This window comes from Mesorhizobium oxytropidicola, from assembly GCF_056174625.1.
Genome location: NZ_CM149692.1, coordinates 4660139 through 4683181, shown reverse-complemented (window position 1 = coordinate 4683181; position 23043 = coordinate 4660139). Strand labels below are relative to the sequence as shown.

The window sequence follows — 23043 nt, the reverse complement described above, 5'->3', positions numbered from 1 at the left end:
CACCGCGCGCCGGTTACTTCGGTCACATTTTGACTTCGAGACGAAGGAACGGTCCGTGGAAGGTCTGGGTGGTACTGTCCGCATTGATAAGCAGATTGTGCCACTGCTCGATCTTGTAGCCCGCCGTAAAGGTGGCGCCGGCAAGAGGGGTCCAACTCAGGCCGGCCGAGGCGTCGAGATTGGTCACGGTCTGATTGGCGGACTGGCTTGCCACCGTGATTGAGCCCTTTTGACCCGTTGTGAAGTCGTAGTTGGATCCGGCGCGGTTTTCACGGCGGCCCCACATGACGGAGCCGGAAACCGCGCCTGTCAGCCCCCAGGTTTCACTCAGCGGATAGTATGCCTCGGCGCCAACACGCGGGCCAATGCCCCGATATTCCGACGATCCTACCTTGTCGACGGTACCGCCCTTGTCGGCAGCATTGTCCGGGGAGAAACTTTCAAAGACATCGGCTCTTTCATCCGAATGCACCAGACGCAGACCGCCAAAGAATCGAATATCGGCGGCCTGAACCTTGACATGCTTGCCGACATCGAAATCGAACGCCTGGAAGTTGTAATCGTCGCCGTAGCCTATGGTCAAAAAGCCTGGGTCGCTGCCCGTTATCTGGCCACTCTCTTGCCAAGAACGGTTCTTGCCCAAATGAAACGCGCCTGCAAGGCGCCAGTCCATGTCTGAAGAAATCTGCTTGGTCAGCGCGACCGAACCTGAGAAGTCACCATTGCTGTTTCCAAGCTTGTCGGTGACTCCGGTCTTGTCGTCCTGGTGGACGTTGTTTTGATAAAACGCGCCCTCGAAAGCGATCTTGACGCGGGAATCGATCGCCGACTGGTCTGTGACCTTCACATCCTCCGCATGCGCGGCAACCACGCCTGCGGAAGTCACCGAAGCAGCGGACGCCGCTACAGTCGCCAACAATTTACCAGGTGCCCGAGCCCGCATACTAACCCCCGTTTAGAATCTTGCCCCAAAACCAACATTACACACATAACCTAACGGCACATTGCAGCAAGTCCGGCCAGCAACTTTGCGGGGTAGTGTTGCTGCTTTGCCACGATGCCTCGGTAGCGCCGTTGGACAGATGTGGTAAGCGTCGCGCTGGGGCTGACCGAGCCGCGACCGACAGGGGGTTTGGTGGACAATCCAGCGCAAATCGAAAGCGTGCTCAACAACCTGGTCTATGTGCTTTTCGCCCAGAGCGGGCAGGTGGGGCCGACGGGAAAGCCCGAGATCTCGGCAATCTCCCGGTCTTCGACAATCCCGAGGCCGTCGACGTCATCGTCAAGGCGCCAGAGCTCTTCCGAAAAAACTTCTCCCTGATCTCGGCCCTAGGTTTCAGCCGCTTCAACACCAATGATGAGGACTGGTCTGGCCGGCGCGTCATCACCCAGGATATTTATCTGTCGGCCGCCAGGCCGGCGCAGCAGCATCCCGTGGCGGAAATCTTCGCCGCCTGTCTGTCCAGTAGCGAGGCTACGCTGCCCGCAATTCAGCAAGCTTTGTTCGCCGCATCGATGACGATATTTTACCGGGCTTTCGGCCTTGTTCCCGACAGGGCGGCGACGCTATTGCTGCTCGACAGGGTCCGCGATGTGCTGAGGCGTCTCCAATATTATTCCTGGGTGACGCCGACGACCGCCGAACGTGCGAACGCCATCCAGGATGCTCGCGCGGTGGTTGCCGATTTCGCATCGCTGCTGATGGCGGATCCCAGGGCCGCTGCGGAGATGGACCGCTTTAGAAGCGAAGCCACTGATGTCGAAGGCTTTTCGCCGGTGGAAGAGTTCGTCATGAATTTCTTCGCCGGCGTCGAGACAACGGTCACGACCGCACTTTGGGTCATCGATCGGCTGGGGGCCAACCAGCAGGTGCAGGAGCGCATCCATGCCGAGGTTCTCTCGGGCGAGGCGCAGACGCCGTACACCGATTGCATGATCAACGAGACGATGCGCTATTTCCCTCCGATACCGTTCCTGACCCGGGAAGTCGGCGCCGATACGGTTCTCGACGGACGGAACCTCTCCGCCGGGCAACTGATCATGGTATCGATCGTCGGTGTGCACCAGAATCCGGCCTTCTGGTCAAACCCGCACGTCTTCGATGCCAGCCGCAAGGAATTCATGGAGAACAGCTTCGACCGACGGGCCTTTATTCCCTTCCTTACCGGACCACGCATGTGCGGTGGCGCTCGTCTCGGTCGGCTGGAAGTTAAGGAGGCGATTCTGGCCGTTGTGCGGCAGTTCGCATTCAGTCGTGCCGACGATATAATCCGGTTCGACTATGCGCTGGCGTTGCGGCCCGCGCAGGGGTCTTCGGTTAGTGTTTCGCGTCGATGACAGGTTAGATCAGGCATGGTCCCGCCAAAACCGTCGGATCAAGGCGCCGAATTGCCTTCCGATCATGTCCTTGAAGTCGACACCTTGCGCATAGCGTCTGCTTGTCGACGTGGCATTTGACTTCAGCTCGAAGCCCGGGAGCCAGTTGCTTATTGTGGCGGATACGTTTTCCTGTTGGTTCGCGATAAAGTCCTCATAGAAGACGTGAGCCACCCTGTTCCGATCAACGGTGTTCAGATAATTCTTCCACCTGATCTCGCCATTCAAAATGTGTTGCGCGGCATCTCGGACCACCCTCTCGTTCAAAACTGCGACCGTTGGAATTCCAGGCAATGTCTCCTGGCTGTCGAATGGCTGGCCCGTTTGAAGCACCGAGAGCAAGCTTATGGTCTGATCGATCTTGTTTCTCCTGGAGAGGAAAACGTAGAACGAGTTGTCGTCGTCGACGCCGATTGAACTGCGTGCGAATGGCAGGTTCTCATAAAATATCTTTGCGCTGAACACGCCGTTCTCGGTTCTTTTCTCCATGAGATGGCGACCGTATGCCGGCCCCTGCTCATTGAGTGTCTCGAGGTCCATCGTGTTGTCAGCCGACCAGCGTCTCATCAACGGCAAGGCATACAGCCACTGAAAATACTCGGTAGGTAGTCCCAGACCAAACTGCTGCAACACCTGACAATAGGAATGCCCCGCCGTTCGCGGGGTCGTACAAATCAGGATCTTGGCGGGATTTTCGATTGAGCTTTGGCGATCATAGGTCGCGGCGACATATTCGCTGTACAAATCGTCGAAATGCATTTTTGGAACCAACTCCGCCACGACCAGAATCCAAATTTCAGACTGCGGACAGGAACCCCAGGATGAGCAGAGCCTGGTCCAGTGTCATCAGCGACGGCGGATCGCCGGCATCGATGTTGTCGACAAGCCACAGATCAGGCCGTGTCAGCCGCGTGCGCTCGATAGCCTGCCGGTCAATGACCTGGCTGCCGCGACCGTACATCAGCAGGATGCGAGCGTCGATCTTGGCGGCGATCGGGAAAAGATCGTATTCGCGGCCGGTCAGGGCGCCGAAATTTCCCGTCGTGGCCGGGTCATAGGCGAGCCGGAAGCCATCGGGACCGGCGGCGATCCTGTTCTCGACGTAGCGGTTGAACACTGTATCCTCGACCGGGCTCATGACGGCTCTGGCGGCGCTTAGATAGTTCCTGGCCGCCGCGCGGGTTTCGAACGCAAGTGTACTTTCCCTGAGGACTTCGTTTCTCATCGCGTCAACCTTCGGCCCGCCGACCATGGGGACGTCGTTGAGAATGATTCTCGCGGCCTTGGAGCGGGTCATCTGCAGAAACAGCAGCAAAATCGTACCGCCCCACGACGTGCCGATGAAGTGGTTCTCCGTACCGGCGAACTCGCCGAGCGCGCGCAGGCATTTGGAATAGACATTGATGTCGTATCCCGACCCCAGATAGGCGCTGCGCCCGCGCCCCAGCAAGTCGGGACAGATAACCAGGAAGCCATTGCGGCACAGGAAGGTGGCGAGATAGTCGAAGTCGGCACCATTGCCGGCAAAGCCGTGCAGGCAGAACACCGTTGCGCGCGGCGTGCCGGCCGGCCGCCAGATGCGCACGAACATCGCGGCATATCGGTCATCCAGCCGGATGAGGATTTCTTGCGTCAGCGCCTCGGCGGAACCGGCCGGATCCATCAGGCGTCACGTTTGCGGACGGCGCGCTTGACCGAACCGCGGCTGTCGATGAAGTCACGCTTCCAGAATACCGATTTGTCCAGGTTGATGCGCTTGGCTTCCTTGATCATCGGCAGGATGTGGGACGACGATCGCGTCGCCAGCACCGTCACCGCGGTGGCGTCGCCGCCGGGAAAGGGATTGAGCGGCCCGCCATTCGCCGCCCACGCCTCTGCTATCTCGCGGCTGGTCTGGATCCAGCCGACATAAGCGACGATGGCGTCGTCGATCGAGCCGATCATATGTGTCTGCTGATCCAGCTGGTAGCGCAGCGTCTTCACCATCAGGCCGAATTCGTAGCCATCAAAAGGCGGATAATGCGCGATGAAGTTGCAAACAAGTCCGAGCGAAAGCGGATTGCTGGGAATACGGGTAAATAGAAGATTGCCCATGCCTAGATTGTTGACCCCGCCCACCCCAGATCATAACGATCAATCCGTACTCGCCACGAAACACGAAGACAATCGGAATCAGCGAACCGCTGCGGCTTGGCTATGTTGCATATCCAAAGCGAATGTCGCGCGCTCGGAACGCCTCCGAATTGCCAAGCTAAACAACGTTTTGCCGAAGACGAAGCAGGAGAACAAGAATGGCCCAGGACAGTCCTTTCACAGTCGACGCGGACTGGCTGCAGACGCGCCTGGGCGAGCCCGGCCTGACGATCATTGACGCGTCCTGGTATCTGCCGGCGCAAAAGCGCGACGCGCGTGCGGAATATCAGGCCGCGCACATTCCGGGTGCCCGGTTCCTGGATCAGGATGCGGTTTCGGATCCAGATTCTGCATTGCCGCATACGCTGCCGTCGCCGCAGCATTTCGCGCAATATGTCGGCGCGATGGGCGTCTCAGCCGACGACACCATCGTCATCTACGACGGTCCGGGATTCTTCTCGGCACCCCGGGCCTGGTGGATGTGCCGCATCATGGGCGTTTTCCAGACCTATATTCTGGATGGTGGGTTCGACGCCTGGAAAGCGGCCGGCCGGCCGGTGACGGCCGAGCTGACGAAGATCGCGCCAAGCGTGTTCCATGCCGATTTCGACGCCGGTCGTGTCGCCAGCCTCGCCGACATGCGCCGGATCGTCGAGACCAGCGCCAGCCAGATTGCCGATGCCCGCGGACCCGGCCGCTTCACCGGCACCGAGCCCGAGCCACGCGCCGGTATCCGTTCCGGCCATATGCCGGGCGCGCGCAATGTGCCGTACTCCGCACTGTCGGAAAACGGCGAACTGCTGTCGAAGGACCGTTTGCGCAAGGTGATCGAGGAGGCCGGCATTGATCTGTCGAAGCCCGTCGTCACATCTTGCGGCTCCGGTGTCACCGCCGCGGTCATCACTCTGGCGCTGGAGACGCTTGGCCACACCGACAACAGGCTTTATGACGGCTCGTGGACCGAGTGGGGCGGGCTCTCCGACACGCCTGTCGCGATCGGCCCGGCTACCGGCAAGGAATGAAGACGATGGAAAACGGTGTGCTGCAGGACATTGAAGTCACGGTGACTTTTCTTGAAATGCATGCCCCTCCTGCCGTCTCGCCGCCGGTGCCCTACAACCGCCAGGTCGCGCTGCTGAAGACCAAGGACATTCCCCTGCATTTCTACCGCTATTTGATGGATAGGGTGGGCCGCAAATGGCATTGGGTGAATGTTCTGAGGCTGGACGACGACGAGCTTTCGGCGGGCATCCACCGTGAGGATCGCGACATCAGGGTGCTTTATCTCGACGGTGCGCCGGCCGGCTTCTTTGACCTCAAGCCGCATCTGCCTGAAGAAGTCGAGCTCGCCTATTTCGGCATGATGGAACATGCCACCGGGCAAGGCATTGGTCGCTGGTTCCTGGGTTCGGCGATTTCAGCCGCCTGGTCGCACGGGCCGAAACGGGTGACGGTGCAGACCTGCACGCTTGACCATCCGGCGGCTCTGCCGCTCTACCAGAAGCTCGGTTTCAGGCCGGTCGCGCAGAAGAAAGAGGTCGTGCATCCGCTGCCTTTCGCCGAGCGCTCGGCCAGCGTCATGCGGCCCTGATATTTTGATTAGCCGGCTTTTCTCGATTGATGGCATCGCTGATCCATCGAGAGATCGACCAGCACCGGCTGCCAACACCCGATCGGCTCTTGGACACTTGGCAAGAATCGGGTGGGAAGCATCGGCCCGAGCGCATAATTTCCGGTCGACAACACCGGAGATTTCACCATGACCATTCAGTTCAAGGCGCTACCCACCGACCATGTCAGGGCACTGCAGCGAGGTGGTCCCGATGCTTACGGCCAGACGCCCGAGCGCAGGATTTCAGACGGTGACGGCATGCCTTGCCGGCATTGCCTGAAGAACATCGCCGCCGGCGATGCCTATCTCATCCTCGCCTATCGCCCATTTCCGGAGCTTCAGCCCTATGCTGAAACCGGCCCGATCTTCCTGCACGCCGAAGAATGCGAACGTGCCGACGGAAGCGAAGAACTTCCCGAAATTCTCGAAAGCCCGGACTATATCGTGCGCGGCTATGGCAGGGATGACCGCATCGTCTACGGCAGCGGCGGGGTCATCCCGACAGAGGCAGTCGTTGCGCGGGCCAAGGCCTTGTTCGAACGAGCCGACATTGCCTATGTGCATGTCCGCTCGGCGCGCAACAACTGCTATCAGTGCCGGATTGAACGGGCCTGAACCACAAGGATTGCGGTCAAGAAGCCTGTCGTACTCCCGTCGCATAGATGCGATAGAAGGCGAATGTCGATCGATTGGCCGACCGCGGATGAACCGGCGGCAATCTCGATATCGAGGAAGCGGGGCTTTGGCTCCGCTTTTTGTTGCCTGCACTTGGCAGGCAAGAAAAACCCGCCGGCACGGGCCGGCGGGCTGACAGGAGGAAACTCTTGTAATTCAGGTTACGCGGCCAGGACAGCTTTTGGCTCGACCAGTTCGTAGCCGAGCGCTTCGGCCACCGCACGATTCGTGATCTTGCCCTTGTGGACATTGAGGCCGTTGCGCAAATGATGGTCGTCGACCAGCGCCTTCAGGCCCTTGTCGGCGAGTTGCAGGCCGTAATGCAGCGTCGCATTGTTCAGCGCATGGGCCGAGGTGACCGGCACGGCGCCCGGCATGTTGGCGACGCAATAGTGGATGACGCCGTCGACCTCGTAGGTTGGCTCGGCGTGAGTCGTCGCATGCGAGGTCTCGAAGCAGCCGCCTTGGTCGATGGCGACGTCGACCAGCACCGAGCCCTTCTTCATGCCGGACAGCATCTCGCGGGTGACGAGCTTGGGTGCTGCAGCACCCGGGATCAGCACGGCGCCGACGACGATGTCGGCCGAGAAGCATTCTTCCTCGAGCGCCTCGACGGTCGAGTAGCGGGTGTGCACACGGCCGGCGAAGAGGTCGTCGAGCTGCCGCAGGCGCGGGATCGAACGGTCGATGATGGTGACGTCGGCGCCAAGGCCGGCGGCCATGCGGGCCGCGTGCAGGCCGACGACGCCGCCGCCGAGCACGGTGACTTTGCCGGGCAGCACGCCGGGCACGCCGCCGAGCAGAACGCCGCGGCCGCCATTGGCCTTCTGCAGCGCCGTGGCGCCGGCCTGGATCGACAGGCGGCCGGCGACTTCCGACATCGGCGCGAGCAGCGGCAGGCCGCCACGGTCGTCGGTCACGGTCTCGTAAGCGATCGCGGTGACGCCCGAAGCGAGCAGGCCCTTGGTCTGCTCCGGATCCGGAGCCAGGTGCAGATAGGTGTACAGGATCTGGCCGTCGCGCAACTGCACCCACTCATTGGGCTGCGGCTCCTTGACCTTGACGATCATGTCCGACTTGGCGAACACGTCGGCGGCGGTCTTGGCGATGGTGGCGCCGGCGGCGCGATAGGCATTGTCATCGGCGCCGATGCCGGCACCGGCACCGGCCTCGACCAGCACTTCGTGGCCGTGCGCCACATATTCGCGGACCGAGCCTGGCGTGAGGCCGACGCGATATTCGTGGTTCTTGATTTCCTTCGGGCAACCGACGCGCATTGTCTTCTCCTGATCCGGGCCCTTTTGGGCTCACTCCCTGTATTGTCGGAGTGAACCACGAATCGGCGCACAAGTGTTTGCGAATGCGCTTGCGCGGACAGGCAGGTTTCGATAATCCTTGCGCGAAATAGCAGGATATTCGCAGGATTCACGAAAAATGCCGCTCGACAGGATCGATATCGCCATTCTCGAGACGTTGCAGAAGGATGGCCGGATACCCAATGCGGCACTCGCCGAGAAGGTTGGCCTGTCGCAGTCGGCCTGTTCGCGTCGGCTCGATAATCTGGAAAAATCCGGAACCATTCGCGGCTATCACGCCCGACTGTCCAACGCAGCGCTCGGTCATCAGATGACGGCGATCGTGCATATATCGCTGTCGGGCCAGTTCGAGAAAACGCTGTCGGATTTCGAGGCGGCGATCAAGCGTTGCCCCAACGTACTGTCCTGCCATCTGATGTCGGGCGAGTACGACTACATCCTGCGCATCGCGGCAAAAGACCTGGTCGACTATGAGCGCATCCACAAGGAATGGCTGTCGGCCATGCCGCACGTGACCAAGATCAACTCGTCCTTTGCCTTGCGCGAAATCGTCGACCGCACGGCGATGGGCATGAAGCCGGAGATGGCTTAGCTGGCCTCCGTCACCACCCGATCCATCGCAATGTCATGCGGCTGCGGATAGATGGTGGCGATGCGTTGCAGTTCGTAGCCGACGCCGATGACCAGCGGCTTGAATGGCATGGCGGCCAGCGTGCGGTCGAAGAAGCCGCCGCCATAGCCCAGGCGATAGTTTACCGGATCGATGCCGACGATCGGCGAGATGACGATATCAGGCAGCACCGGATCGCCCTCGGCCGGGATCGGGATGTTCCAGACGCCTTTTTCCAGCCGGTCACCGGATTTGTAGGCACGGAAGATCAGCGGGCGCCCTTTCTCGACGACGATGGGCAGCGCGGTGCGGCCGCCGCGCGCATTGACGGATGCCATCCAAGGCCGCAGGTCCGGCTCGCCACGAAACGGCCAGTAAAGACTGACCATGCGGCCACTGATCGCGCCGATGATCGCGTCGAGCCCCTCGGCAATGCGCTGGGACATTGCTGCCCTCGCATCGGCCGAAACAGCAAGGCGGGCGGCGATCAGCCGTTCGCGCTCGGCCTTGCGCCAACGCCTCACATCGGTCCAGTCGGATAGCGGTGCCTGAAATTCCCGATCGAGTTCATGCATGAAACAGGGCGGCGAGGCATACTGTGCCGGACCCTGGTCGTCATGATCGTTGGCCATGCGGACACCTCATAGCGTGTTCTATGAGGCTATACCTCGCGACACGATATAACTTGTGCATTCACGACATGGAACGGCGAGTCCCGGGCACCGTCCCTCTGTTGCTGCAATGCACAAAAATACCTACATCTGGGACAGGCAATCTTGCCGTCAGGATGAATGAGATGAACGAAGCCAGCCATCATGTCGTCGTTGTCGGCGCGGGGTTCGGCGGCCTCGAACTCACCCACGCGCTGGCTGGACAGCCGGTGCGCATCACCATGATCGACAAGCGCAACCATCATCTTTTCCAGCCGCTGCTCTACCAGGTGGCGACGACCGCACTGGCGACCTCCGAGGTTGCCTGGCCGATCCGCCACCTGCTGCGCAAGCGCAAGGACGTGACGACGCTGCTGGCCAACGTCATCGGTGTCGACCGCGCCGGCAAACGCGTGCTGCTCGATGACGGCAGTGCCGTCGCCTACGACACGCTGGTGCTCGCCACCGGCGCCCGTCATGCCTATTTCGGGCACGACGAATGGGAACCTTTTGCGCCGGGGCTGAAGACACTGGAGGATGCCACCACCATCCGGCGCCGCATTCTGCTCGCCTTCGAGCAGGCCGAGCGGGAAACCGATCCCGCCAAACGCCAGGCGCTGCTGACCATTGCGATCGTCGGCGGCGGGCCGACCGGGGTGGAACTGGCCGGCACCATTGTCGAGCTGGCGCACGACACGCTGCGCGGCGAATTCCGCAACATCGATACGCGACAGACGCGCGTGGTGCTGATCGAGGCCGGCGAGCGCATCCTGGCCAATTTCGCGCCAAAACTCTCCGATTACGCCAGCAAGGCGCTCGAGCGGCTCGGCGTGACGGTCGAGCTCGGACGTGCCGTGACACGCTGCGATGCCGACGGTGTTGTGTTTGGCGACAAGCAATTGGCGGCGAAGACGATCCTGTGGGCAGCTGGCGTTGCCGCTTCACCCGCTGCCGAATGGCTGGGTGCGAAGGCCGACCGCGCGGGCAGGGTGCTCGTCGAGCCCGACCTCAGCGTGCCCGGCAGCCCGGAGATTTTTGTCATCGGCGACGCCGCCCTTGTGCTGCGGCCCGATGGACGGCCGGTACCCGGCGTGGCGCCTTCCGCCAAGCAGGAGGGCCGCCATGTCGCCGCGACGATCAAGGCCAGGCTCGGCGGTGACACCACCGCACGTCCCTTCCACTACAAGCACGCCGGCGATCTGGCGACGATCGGCAAACGCGCCGCTGCGATCGACTTCGGCTGGATCAAGCTCACGGGCTGGCTCGCCTGGTGGCTGTGGGGCATTGCGCACATCTATTTTCTGATCGGTTTCCGCAACCGGCTTGCGGTTTCCCTGAGCTGGCTATGGATCTACGTCACCGGCCAGCGCAGCGCGCGCCTGATCACCCAGGGCGACGACGACAGGACCTGAGTTTTCTCCACGGTCCAATTCATCCGCGCGTCATCTGGTGCTGATCGACTGATGTCTGGATGCGCGCGACTTGTTGAGTGGACTTGAGCCGATTTCAGCGCCAAGTTCGCTTAGGGGCAGGGCGTGTCACGTTGTCAACGAGGAGAAAACATGTCGCAACTGCTCCATCCCGTCTCCCGCCGCGGTTTCCTCGCCGGCGCCGCAGCCACAGGGGCGCTGATCGTGCTTCATCCCTTCTCCGCCCGCGCTCAAGCCAACCAGGCGCATCTTCGGATCATGGAAACCACCGACATCCATGTGAATGTCCTGCCTTATGATTACTACGCCGACAAAGCCAACGACACGATGGGCCTGTCGCGCACGGCATCCCTGATCGACGCGGTGCGCAAGGAAGCCGTCAATTCGATGCTGATCGACAATGGCGACCTTTTGCAGGGCAACCCGATGGGCGACTACATCGCCTACGAGAAAGGCCTCAAGGACGGCGATCTGCACCCGATCATGAAAGGCATGAACCTGCTCGGTTACGAGTGCTCGACGCTCGGCAACCACGAGTTCAACTACGGCCTGTCCTTTCTGGACAAGGCGCTGGCCGGCGCCAATTTCCCGTTCGTCTGCGCCAATCTGATCCGCGGCACCGAGCTCGCCGCCAATCCGCGCGACGACAAGCTCTATCTCAAGCCCTATGTGATCCTCGACAAGAAGATCAAGAACGGTTCGGGCGCCGAGCAGCCGATCCGGATCGGCATCATCGGCTTCGTGCCGCCGCAGATCATGGTCTGGGACCTCAAGAATCTCGAAGGCAACGTCAAGACGCGCGACATTGTCGAGGCGGCCAAGGCCTGGGTGCCGCAGATGAAGGAAGAGGGCGCCGACATCGTCATCGCGCTCTCGCATTCCGGCATCGATGTGAAGCAGGGCGACATGATGGAGAACGCCTCGTTCTTCGTCGCCGGCGTCGATGGCATCGATGCCGTGTTCACCGGCCACCAGCATCTGGTGTTCCCCGGCAAGAAGGATTTCCAGTCGCTCGAAGGCGTCGACACGCAAAAGGGCACGCTGCAGGGCAAGCCCGCCGTGATGGGTGGTTTCTGGGGCTCGCATATGGGCCTGATCGACCTGATGCTGGAGCGCGACGGATCGAAATGGAAGGTCGTGTCCGCCACCTCCGAGGCGCGGCCGATCTTCGAGCGCGTCGACAACAAGAACAAGCCGACGGTTCCCGACGACAAGCGCATCATCGCTGCCCTCGAACAGGACCACCAGGCGACCCTGGCCTATGTGCGCCGTCCGGTCGGCAAGACCTCCGCGCCGCTCTATTCCTATTTCTCGCTGGTCGCCGATGATCCGTCGGTCCAGGTCGTCAGCCAGGCGCAGACCTGGTACTTGAAGGACATTCTCAAGAACACGCAGTGGAAGGACGTGCCGCTGCTGTCGGCCGCCGCTCCCTTCAAGGCCGGCGGGCGCAACGGCGCCGACTACTATACCGACGTGCCGGCCGGTGACATCGCCATCAAAAACGTCGCCGACCTCTATCTCTACCCGAACACCGTGCGCGCCGTCGAAATCACGGGTGCGCAGGTCAAGGAATGGCTGGAAATGTCGGCCGGCATCTTCAACAGGATCGAGGCGGGGAAGGCTGACCAGGCGCTCATCAACACCGATTTCCCATCCTACAATTTCGACGTCATCGACGGCGTCACCTACAAGATAGACCTGTCGCAGCCGCCGAAATACGATGCCAAGGGCGGCGTGGCGAATGCCGGCGCCAATCGCATCGTCGACCTGATGTTCGACGGCAAGCCGATTGATCCCAAACAGAAATTCGTCGTTGCGACCAACAATTACCGGGCCGGCGGCGGCGGCAATTTCCCTGATATCAATGCCTCGAAGATCATCTACGAGGCGCCGGACACCAACCGCGACGTCATCGTTCGCTACATCGTAAGCCAGGGCACGATCAACCCGTCGGCGGACGGCAACTGGTCGTTCGCGCCGCTGCCGGGAACCAGCGTCGTGTTCGAGACAGGCGTCAAGGCAAAGGATTTCATCGCCGATGTGAAGTCGCTGAAGATCGAACCGGCAGGCGAGGGCGAAGCCGGTTTTGCGAAATATCGCATCACTCTTTGAAGATTGGTGCGCAATCCGCGGGAGGCGAGTTCACGCCAGCCAGGCGTGAGTTCATCCTTGCGTTACGCAGCTTCAATTGGTTGCAGGCACCGGCGTCAGCGGCAAGGCTGTCGCGGGCGCTTGCGGCTGACTGGCTGTGTCGGCTCAAGCGACGTGCCAGTCGGGTCGCTGGGTACGGTCAACGGCGACATCCCGGCCGGGGCATGGACTTCGTGGATGGTCGAGGTTGGTGTGTTGTCGATGAGATCGCTCGCACCAGGCGTCAAGGTTGGGCTGATGCTGAGACCCAGCGGATCGTTCATGACGGTCGGTGGAACGACGCGCCGTGCGTCGGCTGCGGATATGGCGGCAAGCAGGATGGCAATGGCGGCAACAGTTCGCTTCATGGAAGCCTCCTATGGTCAGAGGCGCTCGGCGTAAGGGTATTGGGCGCGGGCGTCGGATGCGGCAGAACGCTCGCCACGCGATCGCGGTTTCATCACGTCGCATCAAGACACCGCGATCCGCGCTGGCCCCGCAATCTCAACGCTGCGGGGACATGCTCCCCGAAAGGCGGCCACTGGCGATGATATCGATCAGTGCGCCGGCTTACGCCTTGTAGACCACCTGGCGCACATCGATGTAGCTGGCGCGGAAGCCGGCTTCGCAATAGTGCAGGTAGAACTCCCAGAGCTTCTTGAAGCGATCGTCGAAGCCGAGCGGCACGATCTTCTCCCACGACGCCCAGAAGCGACGCCGCCATTCGGCGAGCGTGCGCGCATAGTCGTCGGGGAACACGCGCTCACGCAGATGCGCAAGGCCATGGTCCGCGCCGAGCGTCTTCAGGATCGACGGTGTCGGCAGCATGCCGCCCGGAAAGACATAGCGCTGGATGAAATCCGGCCTGGCGCGGTAGGTGTCGTAGGCGGCCTCGTTGATGGTGATGATCTGCAGGCCCGCGGTGCCGCCGGGTTTCAGGCAGGCCTTCATCTTCGAGAAGAACACCGGCCAGTATTTCTCGCCGACCGCTTCGAACATCTCGATCGAGGCGATGCGATCGTAAGTCCCCGTTTCGTCGCGGTAGTCCTGCAGCTTGATGTCGACCTTGTCGGCAAGGCCAGCCTTGGCGATGCGTGCCTTGGCGAAGTCGTGCTGTTCGCGGCTGATCGTCAGTCCGGTAACGCGGCAGCCGATTTCGCGTGCCGCGAATTCGGCAAAGCCGCCCCAGCCACAGCCGATTTCCAGCACATGATCCTTTCTGCCGATACCCGTATCCCTGGCCAGCGCCCGGTATTTGGCCGCCTGGGCGCTTTCGAGGTCATTGGCGCCATTGGCGTAAAGCGCCGAGGAATAGGTCATGCTCGGGTCGAGCCACTCTTTGTAGAAGGCGTTGCCGAGATCGTAGTGCGCCGAGATGTTGCGCTTCGAACCGGTGCGTGTGTTCTCGTTGAACCAGTGGCGGATGCGCTGGACGGTGTTGATGAGCCAGCTGGCGCCGCCGGCGACGCGTTCGCCGATCGCCGAATTGACGACGAACAGTTCCAGGAAGCTGGTGACGTCAGGGCTTTCCCAATCGCCGTCCATATAGGATTCGGCAACACCGATCGTGCCGCCGGAAAAGGCGCGGCCTGGCAGGCGCCAGTTCTTCAGCACCAGTTCGGCGTCGGGGCCAGGTCCCTTGCCGCCAACCAGAACGGCGCGACCATCCGGCATCCTGACCTTGAGCGAGCCGCGCGGCAGGTTCATTGCCGCCGACAGCACCATGCGTGCCTTGGCCGGCAGGCCCTTGACGATCTCGGCGAAATTAAACTCATCGAGCCTGACCGCTTCGCCCGGCGCTACGTTATGATGTTCCCCGTGTGCCATTTCATGCCCCTGGACTTCGTGGTGCCGGCGCAAATTGCCGAGCCACGGTTCTCTTGGATCATTCGCCAGGTTCGAACGCCTCGCCTGGTCCCGGCAGCTCACGGGTTCAGCGACAGGCGGGCTCGAACGAAAGCGCGCGCCCGTTTGTCAGAGCTTCAGCGCTTCCCAGTGAATGCCTGCCACAATCTTCCACGTCATGAGGGGAAACTTCAAGAGGCAGGTCGTTGGCTGGGCTGTGCCACGTGGCGCCTGGCATCTGCCCTCTTGCGTCGGGTGGCTGCTCCCAAAATCAAAAACGTCTATGGCCGCCGCCGCGCATGTGCGATAGCTTTAGCCATGCGTTATGTAATCGTCATTGCGGCAATAGCGTTCTTCCTGATCTGGGACGGTCTCTACAATCAGGGCCGGTATCTCGACATCTCGGTCAGGGAGCTCAACCACGTCGTGCGTTACGTCACCGGCAAGGCCTGAATATCCCTCCCGAAGAGAGCAGCCTATCGCGTCGTCCGACGTGCTTGTCGCCGCGAGATGAGGCCTAGCGCCGTTGGGGCGCGTCGCAAGGACGCGTGACGCCATGAACGGTTGACGCGAGGGGACCGCCGTTACTAAAGACCCCGACATTCAGATCGAGGAGGCGGGATTGATCCGGCATATCGTTTTCTTCAGCGCGCGGCGCAAGGAGGATGTCGAGTCCGTGCGCACCGGGCTTTTGGCACTCGGCAGCATTCCTCATTCCAGTCTCTTCGAGGTCACTTTGAACACCAAGGTCGACCCGCTGTCGGACGAAGTTGATGTCGTCGTCTACGCCGAGTTCGCCGATGACGCAGCGCTGGCCGCTTACAAGGCGCATCCGCTCTATGCGCAGACCACTGCCAAGGTCAAACCATTGCGCGAACTGCGCTATTCCGCCGATGTCGTGGCCGGCAGCTGATCCCGGGCGCGGTTCTGGATCTCGACAAGTCCCGGCGGTCGCCGACCGGAAACGGCCTTGAACCGCGCTCCGGAATGATGCAAACCGCGCCCGATGACCGACAGATCAACCACCGGCACGCATCCGCTTGACCATCTCGTTCTGCCGACCGGTAGCCTCGAGGTCGCGCGAGCTCGGCTCGGCTCGCTTGGCTTCGTCGTCGCTCCGACCGGCATCCATCCCTTTGGAACGGAAAACTGCTGCGTGTTCCTCGCCGACGGCACCTATCTGGAGCCGCTCGCGATTGGCAGCGAGCAGGCGGCGATCGAGGCCGCCGCGGGCAACGCTTTCGTCACGCGCGACCGCCTCTATCGCGAAAGCCGCGGCGACGAGGGGTTTTCGGCTGTGGTTCTGGCGACCGGCAATGCCGATGCCGAGCATGCGCGCTATGTCGAGGCCGGCCTGTCGGCGGGAGACACGCTGAGTTTTTCACGCGCTTTCACGGATACAGCGGGCAAAAGCGACGTGGCGTCATTCAAACTGGCCTTTGCCGCCGCCAGTGGCGCAACCGATGCGTTCCTGTTTGCCTGCCAGCGGATCAATGCGCCAAAGGTGGACCGCGCGGCCCTGCAGGCCCACGCCAACGGCGCCAGCGGAATCCTCGAGGTGGTGGCGGTCAGCGACCAGCCTGCCGAACAGATCAGGCTGATCTCCGTGGCGGTGAACGGTCCTGCCGCCGACGGTGAGGACGTGGCGTTTCTCCTGCCCAATGCTACCTTGAGCGTGCTTGACCCCAAATCTTTCACCGCCCGCTTTGGCATTCCGGCCGGGTTATCGACGAAACTTCGCTTCGTGGCGATCGTCTTTGCCGTCCGCAGTGCCGATGCCACGTCGAGCCTGCTTGCAGCCAATGCCATCCAGCACGATATAGCGGGCACTGATATTGTCGTGCGGCCGACCTCCGGACAGGGCGCGGCTTTCATCTTCCGGGAGATCCAATGAGCAAGCCGCAAGCATCCAATTCGATGGCGCCCAACGCTTCGGTAACCGTCGGCAATGTCGTCTTCGACAACAAGGCCGCCTTGGCGCTGATCGCCGGCCCTTGCCAGTTCGAATCGCGCCAGCACGCCTTCGACATGGCCGGTGCGCTGAAGGAACTGACAGCCAAGCTCGGCATCGGCCTTGTCTACAAGACGAGCTACGACAAGGCCAACCGCACCTCGCTGTCGGCAACGCGCGGCGCCGGCATGGACGCCGCACTTCCCGTCTTCGACGAACTGCGCAAGGAATTTTCGCTTCCCGTTCTGACCGATGTCCACACCGAGGAGCAGTGCGCGATCGTCGCGCCGCATGTCGATGTGCTGCAGATCCCGGCCTTCCTGTCGCGCCAGACCGACATGCTGGTCGCGGCCGCGAAAACAGGCAAGGTGATCAATGTCAAGAAGGGGCAGTTCCTCGCGCCCTGGGACATGAAGAACGTGGTCGCCAAGATCACCGGCTCCGGCAACGCAAACGTCTTGACCACCGAGCGCGGCGCGTCCTTCGGTTACAACACGCTGGTGTCGGATATGCGCGCACTGCCTGTCATGGCCGAGATCGGCGCGCCGGTGATCTTCGACGCCACGCATTCGGTGCAGCAGCCGGGCGGGCAGGGCGGTTCGTCTGGCGGCGAGCGTCGCTTCGTCGAGACCCTGGCCCGCGCGGCCGTCGCGGTCGGCGTCGCCGGCGTCTTCATCGAGACCCACCAGGATCCCGACAATTCGACCTCTTCCGACGGCCCGAACATGCTGCCGCTGAAGGATATGCCGGCGCTTCTCGAAAGGCTGATGGCCTTCGACCGGATCGCCAAGGGCCGCTGAGCCGGCGCTTCCTGCCGGTGCTTGTGGTCCAGAGGGGCCGGTTGTACGCTTGGTCGGCAAATGAGCGTTTTGGCAGGAGGAAGCCATGTCCGTCGCCCGCGTCACCGAAATCACCTCGTCGTCGAAGAAGAGCTTTCAGGACGCTATCGAAAAGGGAATCGCCCGCGCAGCGAAAACCCTGAAGAATGTAGAAGGCGCCTGGATCCAGGATCAGAAGATCGTCGTCGAGGACGGCAAGATCGCTGCCTATCGCGTCAACATGAAGGTGACTTTCATCCTCGCGGAGTGATTGGCCGCCGCCGAAAAAGTCGGGAACTTTCGCCCGCGCCCCTCATTGTCAAAGCAGAGTTCAACGACAACGAGGAGCAGATCATGACAACCCAGACAGGCCACACCGAAGCCATCGCCGCTTCGCGAGTCATCGGCACGTCGGTCTACAACACCGAAGGCAAGAGCATCGGCAGTATCGAGGACATCATGCTCGACAAGACGTCGAACGGTATCATGTTCGCGGTCATTGGGTTCGGCGGCTTTCTCGGCATCGGCGAGAAGTACCACGCCGTTCCCTGGGCCAGCCTCGACTATGATGAGGACAAGGGCGGCTATGTCGTGCCCTTCTCCAAGGATCAGTTGAAGGCGGCGCCGCCTATTCGGTCAACGAACTGGCCGGCGCGGATGGTGAGACGGCGCGCGACGCGTCCTATGAGTATTACAAGGTCACGCCCTACTGGCATTGACGCAACCGCAATCAAGAAGGGCCTCGTTTCGACGGGGCCCTTCTGATTCAACGCCAACGCCTATTCACTGATGCTCAACGCCGGCAAAGGCGCGAAAGCCTTCGGTGGCGATTGCTTGGTGTCGCACGACGTCAGGAACGCCGCCGCGATCAGGAACAAACTCACGATACCGCTCCACTCGGACATGGCGAAACTCCTCCTGTTTCGCCCCGCGCGACACCAGCCATAACCCGGAACTGATGTCCGGGCGCATGACTTATGATGACAGAAATTTGCGCTTCGTGGATCGAGCCAGCGGCACTATTCGGCCATGGCCGGATTGCCTTTTGCGTCGCTTTGGCTAAGACGGGCGCGACCTTTCGTCAGATCAATCGGGGACATCGCAATGACCGCCATCATCGACATTGTCGGACGTGAAATCCTGGACAGCCGTGGAAACCCGACCGTCGAGGTCGACGTCGTACTCGAAGACGGTTCTATGGGCCGCGCCGCGGTACCCTCGGGCGCCTCGACCGGTGCCCACGAAGCCGTTGAGCTTCGCGACGGCGGCGCCCGCTATCTCGGCAAGGGCGTGCTCAAGGCCGTCGAGGCGGTCAATGGCGAGCTGTTCGAGGCGATCGGCGGCATGGAGGCCGAAAACCAGATCCATATCGACCAGACCATGATCGAGCTCGACGGCACCCCCAACAAGAGCCGGCTCGGCGCCAACGCCATCCTCGGCGTCTCGCTGGCCGTGGCCAAGGCCGCGGCCGATGCCGCCGGCCTGCCGCTCTATCGCTATGTCGGCGGCACCAAGGCGCACATCTTGCCGGTGCCAATGATGAACATCATCAATGGCGGCGCCCATGCCGACAACCCGATCGATTTCCAGGAATTCATGATCCTGCCGGTCGGCGCGCCGACGCTGCGCGAAGGCGTGCGCTGGGGTTCGGAAATCTTCCACACGCTGCGCAAGAAGCTGAAGGATGCCGGCCACAACACCAATGTCGGCGACGAAGGCGGCTTTGCGCCGAACCTGAAGAGCGCGCCGGTGGCGCTCGATTTCATCATGGAATCGATCGAGAAGGCCGGCTTCAAGCCGGGCGAGGAGATCGCGCTCGGCCTCGATTGCGCCGCGACCGAATTCTTCAAGGACGGCAACTACGTCTATGAGGGCGAGAAGAAGACGCGCGATCCCAAGGCCCAGGCCAAGTATCTCGCCAAGCTCGCCGCCGATTATCCGATCATCTCGATCGAGGACGGCCTGGCCGAGGACGACTGGGAAGGCTGGAAGTACCTCACCGACCTGATCGGCAAGAAGACGCAGCTGGTCGGCGACGATCTGTTCGTCACCAACACGGCGCGCCTGCGCGACGGCATCCGCATGGGAGTTGCCAATTCGATCCTGGTCAAGGTCAACCAGATCGGCTCGCTGACGGAAACGCTCGACGCCGTCGAGACCGCGCACAAGGCCGGCTATACCGCCGTCCTGTCTCACCGCTCGGGCGAAACCGAGGATTCGACCATCGCCGATCTCGCGGTCGCCACCAATTGCGGACAGATCAAGACCGGTTCGCTGTCGCGCTCTGACCGCATGGCCAAGTACAACCAGCTGATCCGCATCGAGGAAGAGCTCGGCAAGCAGGCGCGTTATGCCGGCAAGTCGGTGATCAAGGGCTGATCGGGAAACACTAAACTTAGATACTGTGGAGGGCGGGATCATTCCCGCCCTTTTTCATTTCGCTGATCGCCGGGTGGATCTCCGTAACCGTCCGTTAAGCACAATCAGGCGAAAAAGGTTCCGGGTCGTTTGAGTTTGCGGCCATGGGGAATCGGTCATGTGGACGCGTCAGCACAAGCAGAGAAACACCGGCCGGCTGATCATCCCTTCGCTTTGCGTGGTGTTCCTGGCCTATTTCGGCTTCCACGCCTATCACGGCGAATTCGGCATCAATTCGAAATATCAGCTGGAAGCCCAGACAGTAGCGCTGCAGGCCCAGCTTGACGCCATCAAGGCGCGTCGGATGGAACTCGAACGCCGCGTTCGGCTCATGCATGACGGCACGCTGGAGAAGGACATGCTCGACGAGCAGGCGCGCAGGGCGCTCAATCTGTCTCAGGCCGATGAAATCACCATCATGTTGCCGGCCTCGTCGAAATAACTGAATTCCAGTTAATCGACAATATTTTCAATGATTTTAATCGCTTAGGCGCATGCCAGCTATGCAAATTCGTCATGGCGCAACGCTCTGACGCGTGTTAGCTTTGCATAAATCGGTGGGGAGAGCTGATCTTCCCAGGGCAGATTTCATCTTGCCCTAATGTCCGCAAAGAGACGCCAACAGGGAGTGATGCATGGCCACCGCAGCCAGAAAAGCGCCTGCCAAATCGAAATCCGACGGCAAATCAGGGCTTTCGACCCCTAAGCCCGCTGAATTCACCAAGGATGAAGAGCTTGCCGCCTACCGGCACATGCTGCTCATCCGCCGCTTCGAGGAAAAGGCCGGCCAGCTTTACGGCATGGGTTTCATCGGCGGCTTCTGCCATCTCTATATCGGCCAGGAAGCCGTCGTCACCGGCATGAAGATGGCGCTGATCGACGGCGACCAGATGATCACAGCCTATCGCGACCATGGCCACATGCTGGCCATGGAGCTTTCGCCACGCGGCGTCATGGCCGAGCTGACCGGGCGCCGTGGCGGCCTGTCACGGGGCAAGGGCGGCTCCATGCACATGTTCTCCAAGGAGAAGCATTTTTATGGCGGCCACGGCATTGTCGGCGCGCAGGTGTCGCTCGGCACCGGTCTCGCCTTCGCCAACCGCTACCGCGACAACAACAACGTTTCGCTGACCTATTTCGGTGACGGCGCCGCCAACCAGGGCCAGGTCTATGAAAGCTTTAACATGGCCTCGCTGTGGAAGCTGCCGGTAATCTACATCATCGAGAACAACCGCTACGCCATGGGCACTTCGGTCTCGCGCTCTTCCGCCGAGACGGATTTTTCGCATCGCGGCGCTTCCTTCAAGATTCCCGGCATCCAGGTCGATGGCATGGACGTGCGCGCGGTCAAGGCGGCAGGCGATCTCGCCACCGAATGGTGCCGCGCCGGCAACGGCCCGCTGATCCTCGAAATGCAGACCTATCGCTACCGCGGCCACTCGATGTCCGACCCGGCGAAATACCGCTCTAAGGAAGAAGTGCAGAAGATGCGCTCGGAGCACGATCCGATCGAGCAGGTCAAGGCGCGGATGATCGAGAAGAAGTGGGCGACCGAGGACGAGCTGAAGACCGTCGACAAGGAGGTTCGCGACATCGTCGCCGACGCCGCCGAGTTTGCCCAGAACGATGCAGAGCCGGATACGTCCGAGCTCTGGACCGATATCGTATTGTAAGGGGAGGGCCAGGACATGCCGATCGAAATTCTCATGCCCGCTCTCTCGCCGACCATGGAAGAGGGCAATCTTTCCAAGTGGTTGAAGAACGAGGGCGACAAGGTCGTCGCCGGCGACGTCATCGCCGAGATCGAAACCGACAAGGCGACGATGGAAGTCGAAGCCGTCGATGAAGGCACGCTTGCCAAGATCGTGGTTCCCGCCGGCACCGAAGGCGTCAAGGTCAACGCGGTGATCGCCGTGCTCGCGGTTGAAGGCGAAGACACCGACAAGGCCGGCGAAGGCATTGGCGAAGAGCCTGCCAAGGCTGAAACGGCTGCACCGGCACCAGTTGCGGCCAAGAGCGAGGCCGCGGCACCAGTCGCGGCGGCACCGAAGACCGAGATCGCCGCCGATCCGGATATCCCTGCCGGCACGGAAATGGTCTCGACCACGGTGCGCGAAGCGCTGCGCGATGCCATGGCCGAGGAAATGCGCCGCGACGGCGATGTCTTCGTCATGGGCGAGGAGGTCGCCGAATACCAGGGCGCCTACAAGATCACCCAAGGCCTGCTGCAGGAATTCGGACCGCGTCGCGTCGTCGACACCCCGATCACCGAGCATGGCTTTGCCGGCGTCGGCGTCGGTGCGGCCATGGCAGGGCTGAAGCCGATCGTCGAATTCATGACCTTCAACTTCGCCATGCAGGCTATCGACCAGATCATCAACTCGGCCGCCAAGACGCTTTATATGTCCGGCGGCCAGATGGGCGCGCCGATCGTGTTCCGCGGACCGAACGGGGCTGCTGCCCGCGTCGCCGCCCAGCACTCGCAGTGCTACGCCGCCTGGTACAGCCACATTCCTGGCCTGAAGGTGGTGATGCCGTATACTGCCGCCGACGCCAAGGGCTTGCTCAAGGCGGCCATCCGTGATCCGAACCCGATCATCTTCCTCGAGAACGAAATCCTCTATGGCCAGTCCTTCGACGTGCCGAAGCTCGATGATTTCGTGTTGCCGATCGGCAAGGCGCGCATCCATAAGACGGGCAAGGACGTCACCATCGTCTCCTTCGGCATCGGCATGACCTATGCGGTCAAGGCGGAAGCCGAACTGCGTGGTCTGGGCATCGATGCCGAGATCATCGATTTGCGCACCATCCGCCCGCTCGACCTCGACACCATCATTGCCTCGGTCAAGAAGACCAACCGGCTGGTCGTGGTCGAAGAAGGCTTCCCGCAGAGTTCGGTCGGCGACCATATCGCCAACCAGGTCTCGCAGCGCGCCTTCGATTTCCTCGACGCGCCGGTCATCACCATTGCCGGCAAGGACGTGCCGATGCCTTATGCGGCAAACCTCGAAAAGCTGGCTTTGCCGAATGTCGGCGAGGTGATCGAGGCGGTCAAAGCCGTTACATACCGGGGTTAAGG

25 protein-coding genes and 1 pseudogene are annotated in these 23043 nt (G+C 61.5%); 17 read left to right on the top strand and 9 right to left on the bottom strand.

The window, feature by feature from the left end; all coding sequences use genetic code 11:
- Positions 1–22: 22 nt before the first annotated feature.
- Entirely contained in the window at positions 23–916 is an 894-nt protein-coding gene (locus tag AC0V8S_RS23420; protein ID WP_475433637.1) for an Lpg1974 family pore-forming outer membrane protein, read from the bottom strand.
- 125 nt (positions 917–1041) lie between these two features.
- Here AC0V8S_RS23420 and AC0V8S_RS23415 point away from each other — a divergent pair, with 125 nt between their 5' ends.
- Positions 1042–2337, top strand: a complete 1296-nt coding sequence (locus AC0V8S_RS23415) for a cytochrome P450 (RefSeq protein ID WP_475433636.1) — start codon at positions 1042–1044, stop codon at positions 2335–2337.
- Between the two features lie 9 nt (positions 2338–2346).
- Here the strand turns inward: AC0V8S_RS23415 and AC0V8S_RS23410 are convergent, their stop codons facing one another.
- From AC0V8S_RS23410 to AC0V8S_RS23400, 3 genes are read right to left on the bottom strand one after another with little or no spacing between them, the layout of a single operon-like run.
- Positions 2347–3156 (bottom strand): Stf0 family sulfotransferase, encoded by an 810-nt coding sequence (locus AC0V8S_RS23410; RefSeq protein ID WP_475433634.1) that lies wholly within the window; start codon positions 3154–3156, stop codon positions 2347–2349.
- A gap of 16 nt (positions 3157–3172) precedes the next feature.
- Positions 3173–4039 carry an alpha/beta fold hydrolase gene (locus AC0V8S_RS23405; protein ID WP_475433632.1) on the bottom strand — a complete coding sequence of 289 codons (867 nt, stop codon included), beginning with the start codon at positions 4037–4039 and terminating at the stop codon, positions 3173–3175.
- Positions 4039–4470 carry a hypothetical protein gene (locus AC0V8S_RS23400; protein WP_475433631.1) on the bottom strand — a complete coding sequence of 144 codons (432 nt, stop codon included), beginning with the start codon at positions 4468–4470 and terminating at the stop codon, positions 4039–4041. The genes AC0V8S_RS23405 and AC0V8S_RS23400 overlap by 1 nt, the downstream gene beginning before the upstream one ends.
- Before the next feature lie 197 nt (positions 4471–4667).
- On the opposite strand from AC0V8S_RS23400, the gene sseA reads away from it, so the two are divergent.
- The 3 genes from sseA to AC0V8S_RS23385 all read left to right on the top strand — a co-directional run bounded on the left by sseA (position 4668) and on the right by AC0V8S_RS23385 (position 6736).
- On the top strand, positions 4668–5531 hold the full coding sequence (gene sseA / locus AC0V8S_RS23395) for a 3-mercaptopyruvate sulfurtransferase (protein ID WP_475433629.1): 864 nt from the start codon (positions 4668–4670) through the stop codon (positions 5529–5531).
- Positions 5532–5536: 5 nt separating this feature from the next.
- Positions 5537–6100: a GNAT family N-acetyltransferase gene (locus AC0V8S_RS23390; RefSeq protein ID WP_475433627.1), complete on the top strand. Its 564-nt coding sequence runs from the start codon at positions 5537–5539 to the stop codon at positions 6098–6100.
- A gap of 168 nt (positions 6101–6268) precedes the next feature.
- On the top strand, positions 6269–6736 hold the full coding sequence (locus AC0V8S_RS23385) for a DUF1203 domain-containing protein (RefSeq protein ID WP_475433625.1): 468 nt from the start codon (positions 6269–6271) through the stop codon (positions 6734–6736).
- A 221-nt stretch (positions 6737–6957) separates the two neighbouring features.
- Here AC0V8S_RS23385 and ald read toward each other — a convergent pair whose 3' ends face one another.
- Positions 6958–8073, bottom strand: coding sequence for an alanine dehydrogenase (gene ald / locus AC0V8S_RS23380; protein WP_010909316.1), 1116 nt, complete (start codon positions 8071–8073; stop codon positions 6958–6960).
- Between the two features lie 157 nt (positions 8074–8230).
- Here ald and AC0V8S_RS23375 point away from each other — a divergent pair, with 157 nt between their 5' ends.
- On the top strand, positions 8231–8704 hold the full coding sequence (locus AC0V8S_RS23375; protein ID WP_010909317.1) for an Lrp/AsnC family transcriptional regulator: 474 nt from the start codon (positions 8231–8233) through the stop codon (positions 8702–8704).
- Here the strand turns inward: AC0V8S_RS23375 and AC0V8S_RS23370 are convergent.
- Positions 8701–9354, bottom strand: coding sequence for a 5-formyltetrahydrofolate cyclo-ligase (locus tag AC0V8S_RS23370; RefSeq protein ID WP_183459039.1), 654 nt, complete (start codon positions 9352–9354; stop codon positions 8701–8703). The two genes, AC0V8S_RS23375 and AC0V8S_RS23370, sit on opposite strands and share 4 nt — an antisense overlap.
- 164 nt (positions 9355–9518) lie before the next feature.
- Here AC0V8S_RS23370 and AC0V8S_RS23365 point away from each other — a divergent pair, with 164 nt between their 5' ends.
- Together AC0V8S_RS23365 and AC0V8S_RS23360 are read left to right on the top strand one after the other, a co-directional pair.
- A complete protein-coding gene (locus AC0V8S_RS23365; protein ID WP_475433623.1) occupies positions 9519–10784 on the top strand; it encodes an NAD(P)/FAD-dependent oxidoreductase in 1266 nt (421 codons plus the stop codon).
- A 150-nt stretch (positions 10785–10934) separates the two neighbouring features.
- Positions 10935–12914, top strand: a complete 1980-nt coding sequence (locus tag AC0V8S_RS23360; protein ID WP_475433621.1) for a bifunctional 2',3'-cyclic-nucleotide 2'-phosphodiesterase/3'-nucleotidase — start codon at positions 10935–10937, stop codon at positions 12912–12914.
- Between the two features lie 95 nt (positions 12915–13009).
- On the opposite strand, the gene AC0V8S_RS23355 is transcribed toward AC0V8S_RS23360, so the two are convergent.
- Together AC0V8S_RS23355 and AC0V8S_RS23350 are read right to left on the bottom strand one after the other, a co-directional pair.
- On the bottom strand, positions 13010–13300 hold the full coding sequence (locus AC0V8S_RS23355; protein WP_475433620.1) for a hypothetical protein: 291 nt from the start codon (positions 13298–13300) through the stop codon (positions 13010–13012).
- Positions 13301–13502: 202 nt separating this feature from the next.
- Entirely contained in the window at positions 13503–14759 is a 1257-nt protein-coding gene (locus tag AC0V8S_RS23350) for a class I SAM-dependent methyltransferase (protein WP_475433618.1), read from the bottom strand.
- A 336-nt stretch (positions 14760–15095) separates the two neighbouring features.
- Between AC0V8S_RS23350 and AC0V8S_RS23345 the strand changes: the two genes are divergently transcribed.
- The 6 genes and pseudogenes from AC0V8S_RS23345 (at position 15096) to AC0V8S_RS23320 (ending at position 18265) form a co-directional block, all read left to right on the top strand.
- Positions 15096–15230: a hypothetical protein gene (locus AC0V8S_RS23345; RefSeq protein WP_257784390.1), complete on the top strand. Its 135-nt coding sequence runs from the start codon at positions 15096–15098 to the stop codon at positions 15228–15230.
- A 169-nt stretch (positions 15231–15399) separates the two neighbouring features.
- Positions 15400–15690 carry a Dabb family protein gene (locus AC0V8S_RS23340; protein WP_183459048.1) on the top strand — a complete coding sequence of 97 codons (291 nt, stop codon included), beginning with the start codon at positions 15400–15402 and terminating at the stop codon, positions 15688–15690.
- Positions 15691–15783: 93 nt separating this feature from the next.
- The gene (locus tag AC0V8S_RS23335; RefSeq protein WP_475433616.1) at positions 15784–16671 is read left to right on the top strand and encodes a VOC family protein; all 888 of its coding nucleotides are present in this window, start codon (positions 15784–15786) and stop codon (positions 16669–16671) included.
- The gene (gene kdsA / locus AC0V8S_RS23330) at positions 16668–17528 is read left to right on the top strand and encodes a 3-deoxy-8-phosphooctulonate synthase (protein ID WP_475433614.1); all 861 of its coding nucleotides are present in this window, start codon (positions 16668–16670) and stop codon (positions 17526–17528) included. Before AC0V8S_RS23335 ends, kdsA begins: the two co-directional genes overlap by 4 nt.
- Before the next feature lie 85 nt (positions 17529–17613).
- Positions 17614–17817 carry a dodecin family protein gene (locus AC0V8S_RS23325; protein ID WP_019858016.1) on the top strand — a complete coding sequence of 68 codons (204 nt, stop codon included), beginning with the start codon at positions 17614–17616 and terminating at the stop codon, positions 17815–17817.
- 83 nt (positions 17818–17900) lie between these two features.
- Positions 17901–18265, top strand: a pseudogene (locus AC0V8S_RS23320) (PRC-barrel domain-containing protein).
- A gap of 60 nt (positions 18266–18325) precedes the next feature.
- On the opposite strand, the gene AC0V8S_RS23315 reads toward AC0V8S_RS23320, so the two are convergent.
- Complete coding sequence (locus tag AC0V8S_RS23315) at positions 18326–18451, bottom strand: hypothetical protein (protein ID WP_095203323.1); 126 nt, start codon at positions 18449–18451, stop codon at positions 18326–18328.
- Positions 18452–18650: 199 nt separating this feature from the next.
- Between AC0V8S_RS23315 and eno the strand changes: the two genes are divergently transcribed.
- The 4 genes from eno to AC0V8S_RS23295 all read left to right on the top strand — a co-directional run bounded on the left by eno (position 18651) and on the right by AC0V8S_RS23295 (position 23041).
- Positions 18651–19925 (top strand): phosphopyruvate hydratase, encoded by a 1275-nt coding sequence (gene eno / locus AC0V8S_RS23310; RefSeq protein WP_475433611.1) that lies wholly within the window; start codon positions 18651–18653, stop codon positions 19923–19925.
- Positions 19926–20082: 157 nt separating this feature from the next.
- The gene (locus tag AC0V8S_RS23305) at positions 20083–20406 is read left to right on the top strand and encodes an FtsB family cell division protein (RefSeq protein ID WP_044550389.1); all 324 of its coding nucleotides are present in this window, start codon (positions 20083–20085) and stop codon (positions 20404–20406) included.
- A 193-nt stretch (positions 20407–20599) separates the two neighbouring features.
- A complete protein-coding gene (gene pdhA, locus AC0V8S_RS23300) occupies positions 20600–21637 on the top strand; it encodes a pyruvate dehydrogenase (acetyl-transferring) E1 component subunit alpha (RefSeq protein ID WP_475433608.1) in 1038 nt (345 codons plus the stop codon).
- A 15-nt stretch (positions 21638–21652) separates the two neighbouring features.
- Positions 21653–23041 carry a pyruvate dehydrogenase complex E1 component subunit beta gene (locus AC0V8S_RS23295; RefSeq protein ID WP_475433606.1) on the top strand — a complete coding sequence of 463 codons (1389 nt, stop codon included), beginning with the start codon at positions 21653–21655 and terminating at the stop codon, positions 23039–23041.
- Positions 23042–23043 lie beyond the last annotated feature (2 nt).

What these genes read in the sequence shown, in the direction of transcription:
- AC0V8S_RS23405 (WP_475433632.1), bottom strand. Translation starts at nt 4,039, where the DNA reads ATGGATCCGGCCGGTTCCGCCGAGGCGCTGACGCAAGAAATCCTCATC.
- AC0V8S_RS23400 (WP_475433631.1), bottom strand. Translation starts at nt 4,470, where the DNA reads ATGGGCAATCTTCTATTTACCCGTATTCCCAGCAATCCGCTTTCGCTC.
- sseA (WP_475433629.1), top strand. Translation starts at nt 4,668, where the DNA reads ATGGCCCAGGACAGTCCTTTCACAGTCGACGCGGACTGGCTGCAGACG.
- AC0V8S_RS23390 (WP_475433627.1), top strand. Translation starts at nt 5,537, where the DNA reads ATGGAAAACGGTGTGCTGCAGGACATTGAAGTCACGGTGACTTTTCTT.
- AC0V8S_RS23385 (WP_475433625.1), top strand. Translation starts at nt 6,269, where the DNA reads ATGACCATTCAGTTCAAGGCGCTACCCACCGACCATGTCAGGGCACTG.
- ald (WP_010909316.1), bottom strand. Translation starts at nt 8,073, where the DNA reads ATGCGCGTCGGTTGCCCGAAGGAAATCAAGAACCACGAATATCGCGTC.
- AC0V8S_RS23375 (WP_010909317.1), top strand. Translation starts at nt 8,231, where the DNA reads ATGCCGCTCGACAGGATCGATATCGCCATTCTCGAGACGTTGCAGAAG.
- AC0V8S_RS23370 (WP_183459039.1), bottom strand. Translation starts at nt 9,354, where the DNA reads ATGGCCAACGATCATGACGACCAGGGTCCGGCACAGTATGCCTCGCCG.
- AC0V8S_RS23365 (WP_475433623.1), top strand. Translation starts at nt 9,519, where the DNA reads ATGAACGAAGCCAGCCATCATGTCGTCGTTGTCGGCGCGGGGTTCGGC.
- AC0V8S_RS23360 (WP_475433621.1), top strand. Translation starts at nt 10,935, where the DNA reads ATGTCGCAACTGCTCCATCCCGTCTCCCGCCGCGGTTTCCTCGCCGGC.
- AC0V8S_RS23355 (WP_475433620.1), bottom strand. Translation starts at nt 13,300, where the DNA reads ATGAAGCGAACTGTTGCCGCCATTGCCATCCTGCTTGCCGCCATATCC.
- AC0V8S_RS23350 (WP_475433618.1), bottom strand. Translation starts at nt 14,759, where the DNA reads ATGGCACACGGGGAACATCATAACGTAGCGCCGGGCGAAGCGGTCAGG.
- AC0V8S_RS23345 (WP_257784390.1), top strand. Translation starts at nt 15,096, where the DNA reads ATGCGTTATGTAATCGTCATTGCGGCAATAGCGTTCTTCCTGATCTGG.
- AC0V8S_RS23335 (WP_475433616.1), top strand. Translation starts at nt 15,784, where the DNA reads ATGACCGACAGATCAACCACCGGCACGCATCCGCTTGACCATCTCGTT.
- kdsA (WP_475433614.1), top strand. Translation starts at nt 16,668, where the DNA reads ATGAGCAAGCCGCAAGCATCCAATTCGATGGCGCCCAACGCTTCGGTA.
- AC0V8S_RS23325 (WP_019858016.1), top strand. Translation starts at nt 17,614, where the DNA reads ATGTCCGTCGCCCGCGTCACCGAAATCACCTCGTCGTCGAAGAAGAGC.
- AC0V8S_RS23315 (WP_095203323.1), bottom strand. Translation starts at nt 18,451, where the DNA reads ATGTCCGAGTGGAGCGGTATCGTGAGTTTGTTCCTGATCGCGGCGGCG.
- eno (WP_475433611.1), top strand. Translation starts at nt 18,651, where the DNA reads ATGACCGCCATCATCGACATTGTCGGACGTGAAATCCTGGACAGCCGT.
- AC0V8S_RS23305 (WP_044550389.1), top strand. Translation starts at nt 20,083, where the DNA reads ATGTGGACGCGTCAGCACAAGCAGAGAAACACCGGCCGGCTGATCATC.
- pdhA (WP_475433608.1), top strand. Translation starts at nt 20,600, where the DNA reads ATGGCCACCGCAGCCAGAAAAGCGCCTGCCAAATCGAAATCCGACGGC.
- AC0V8S_RS23295 (WP_475433606.1), top strand. Translation starts at nt 21,653, where the DNA reads ATGCCGATCGAAATTCTCATGCCCGCTCTCTCGCCGACCATGGAAGAG.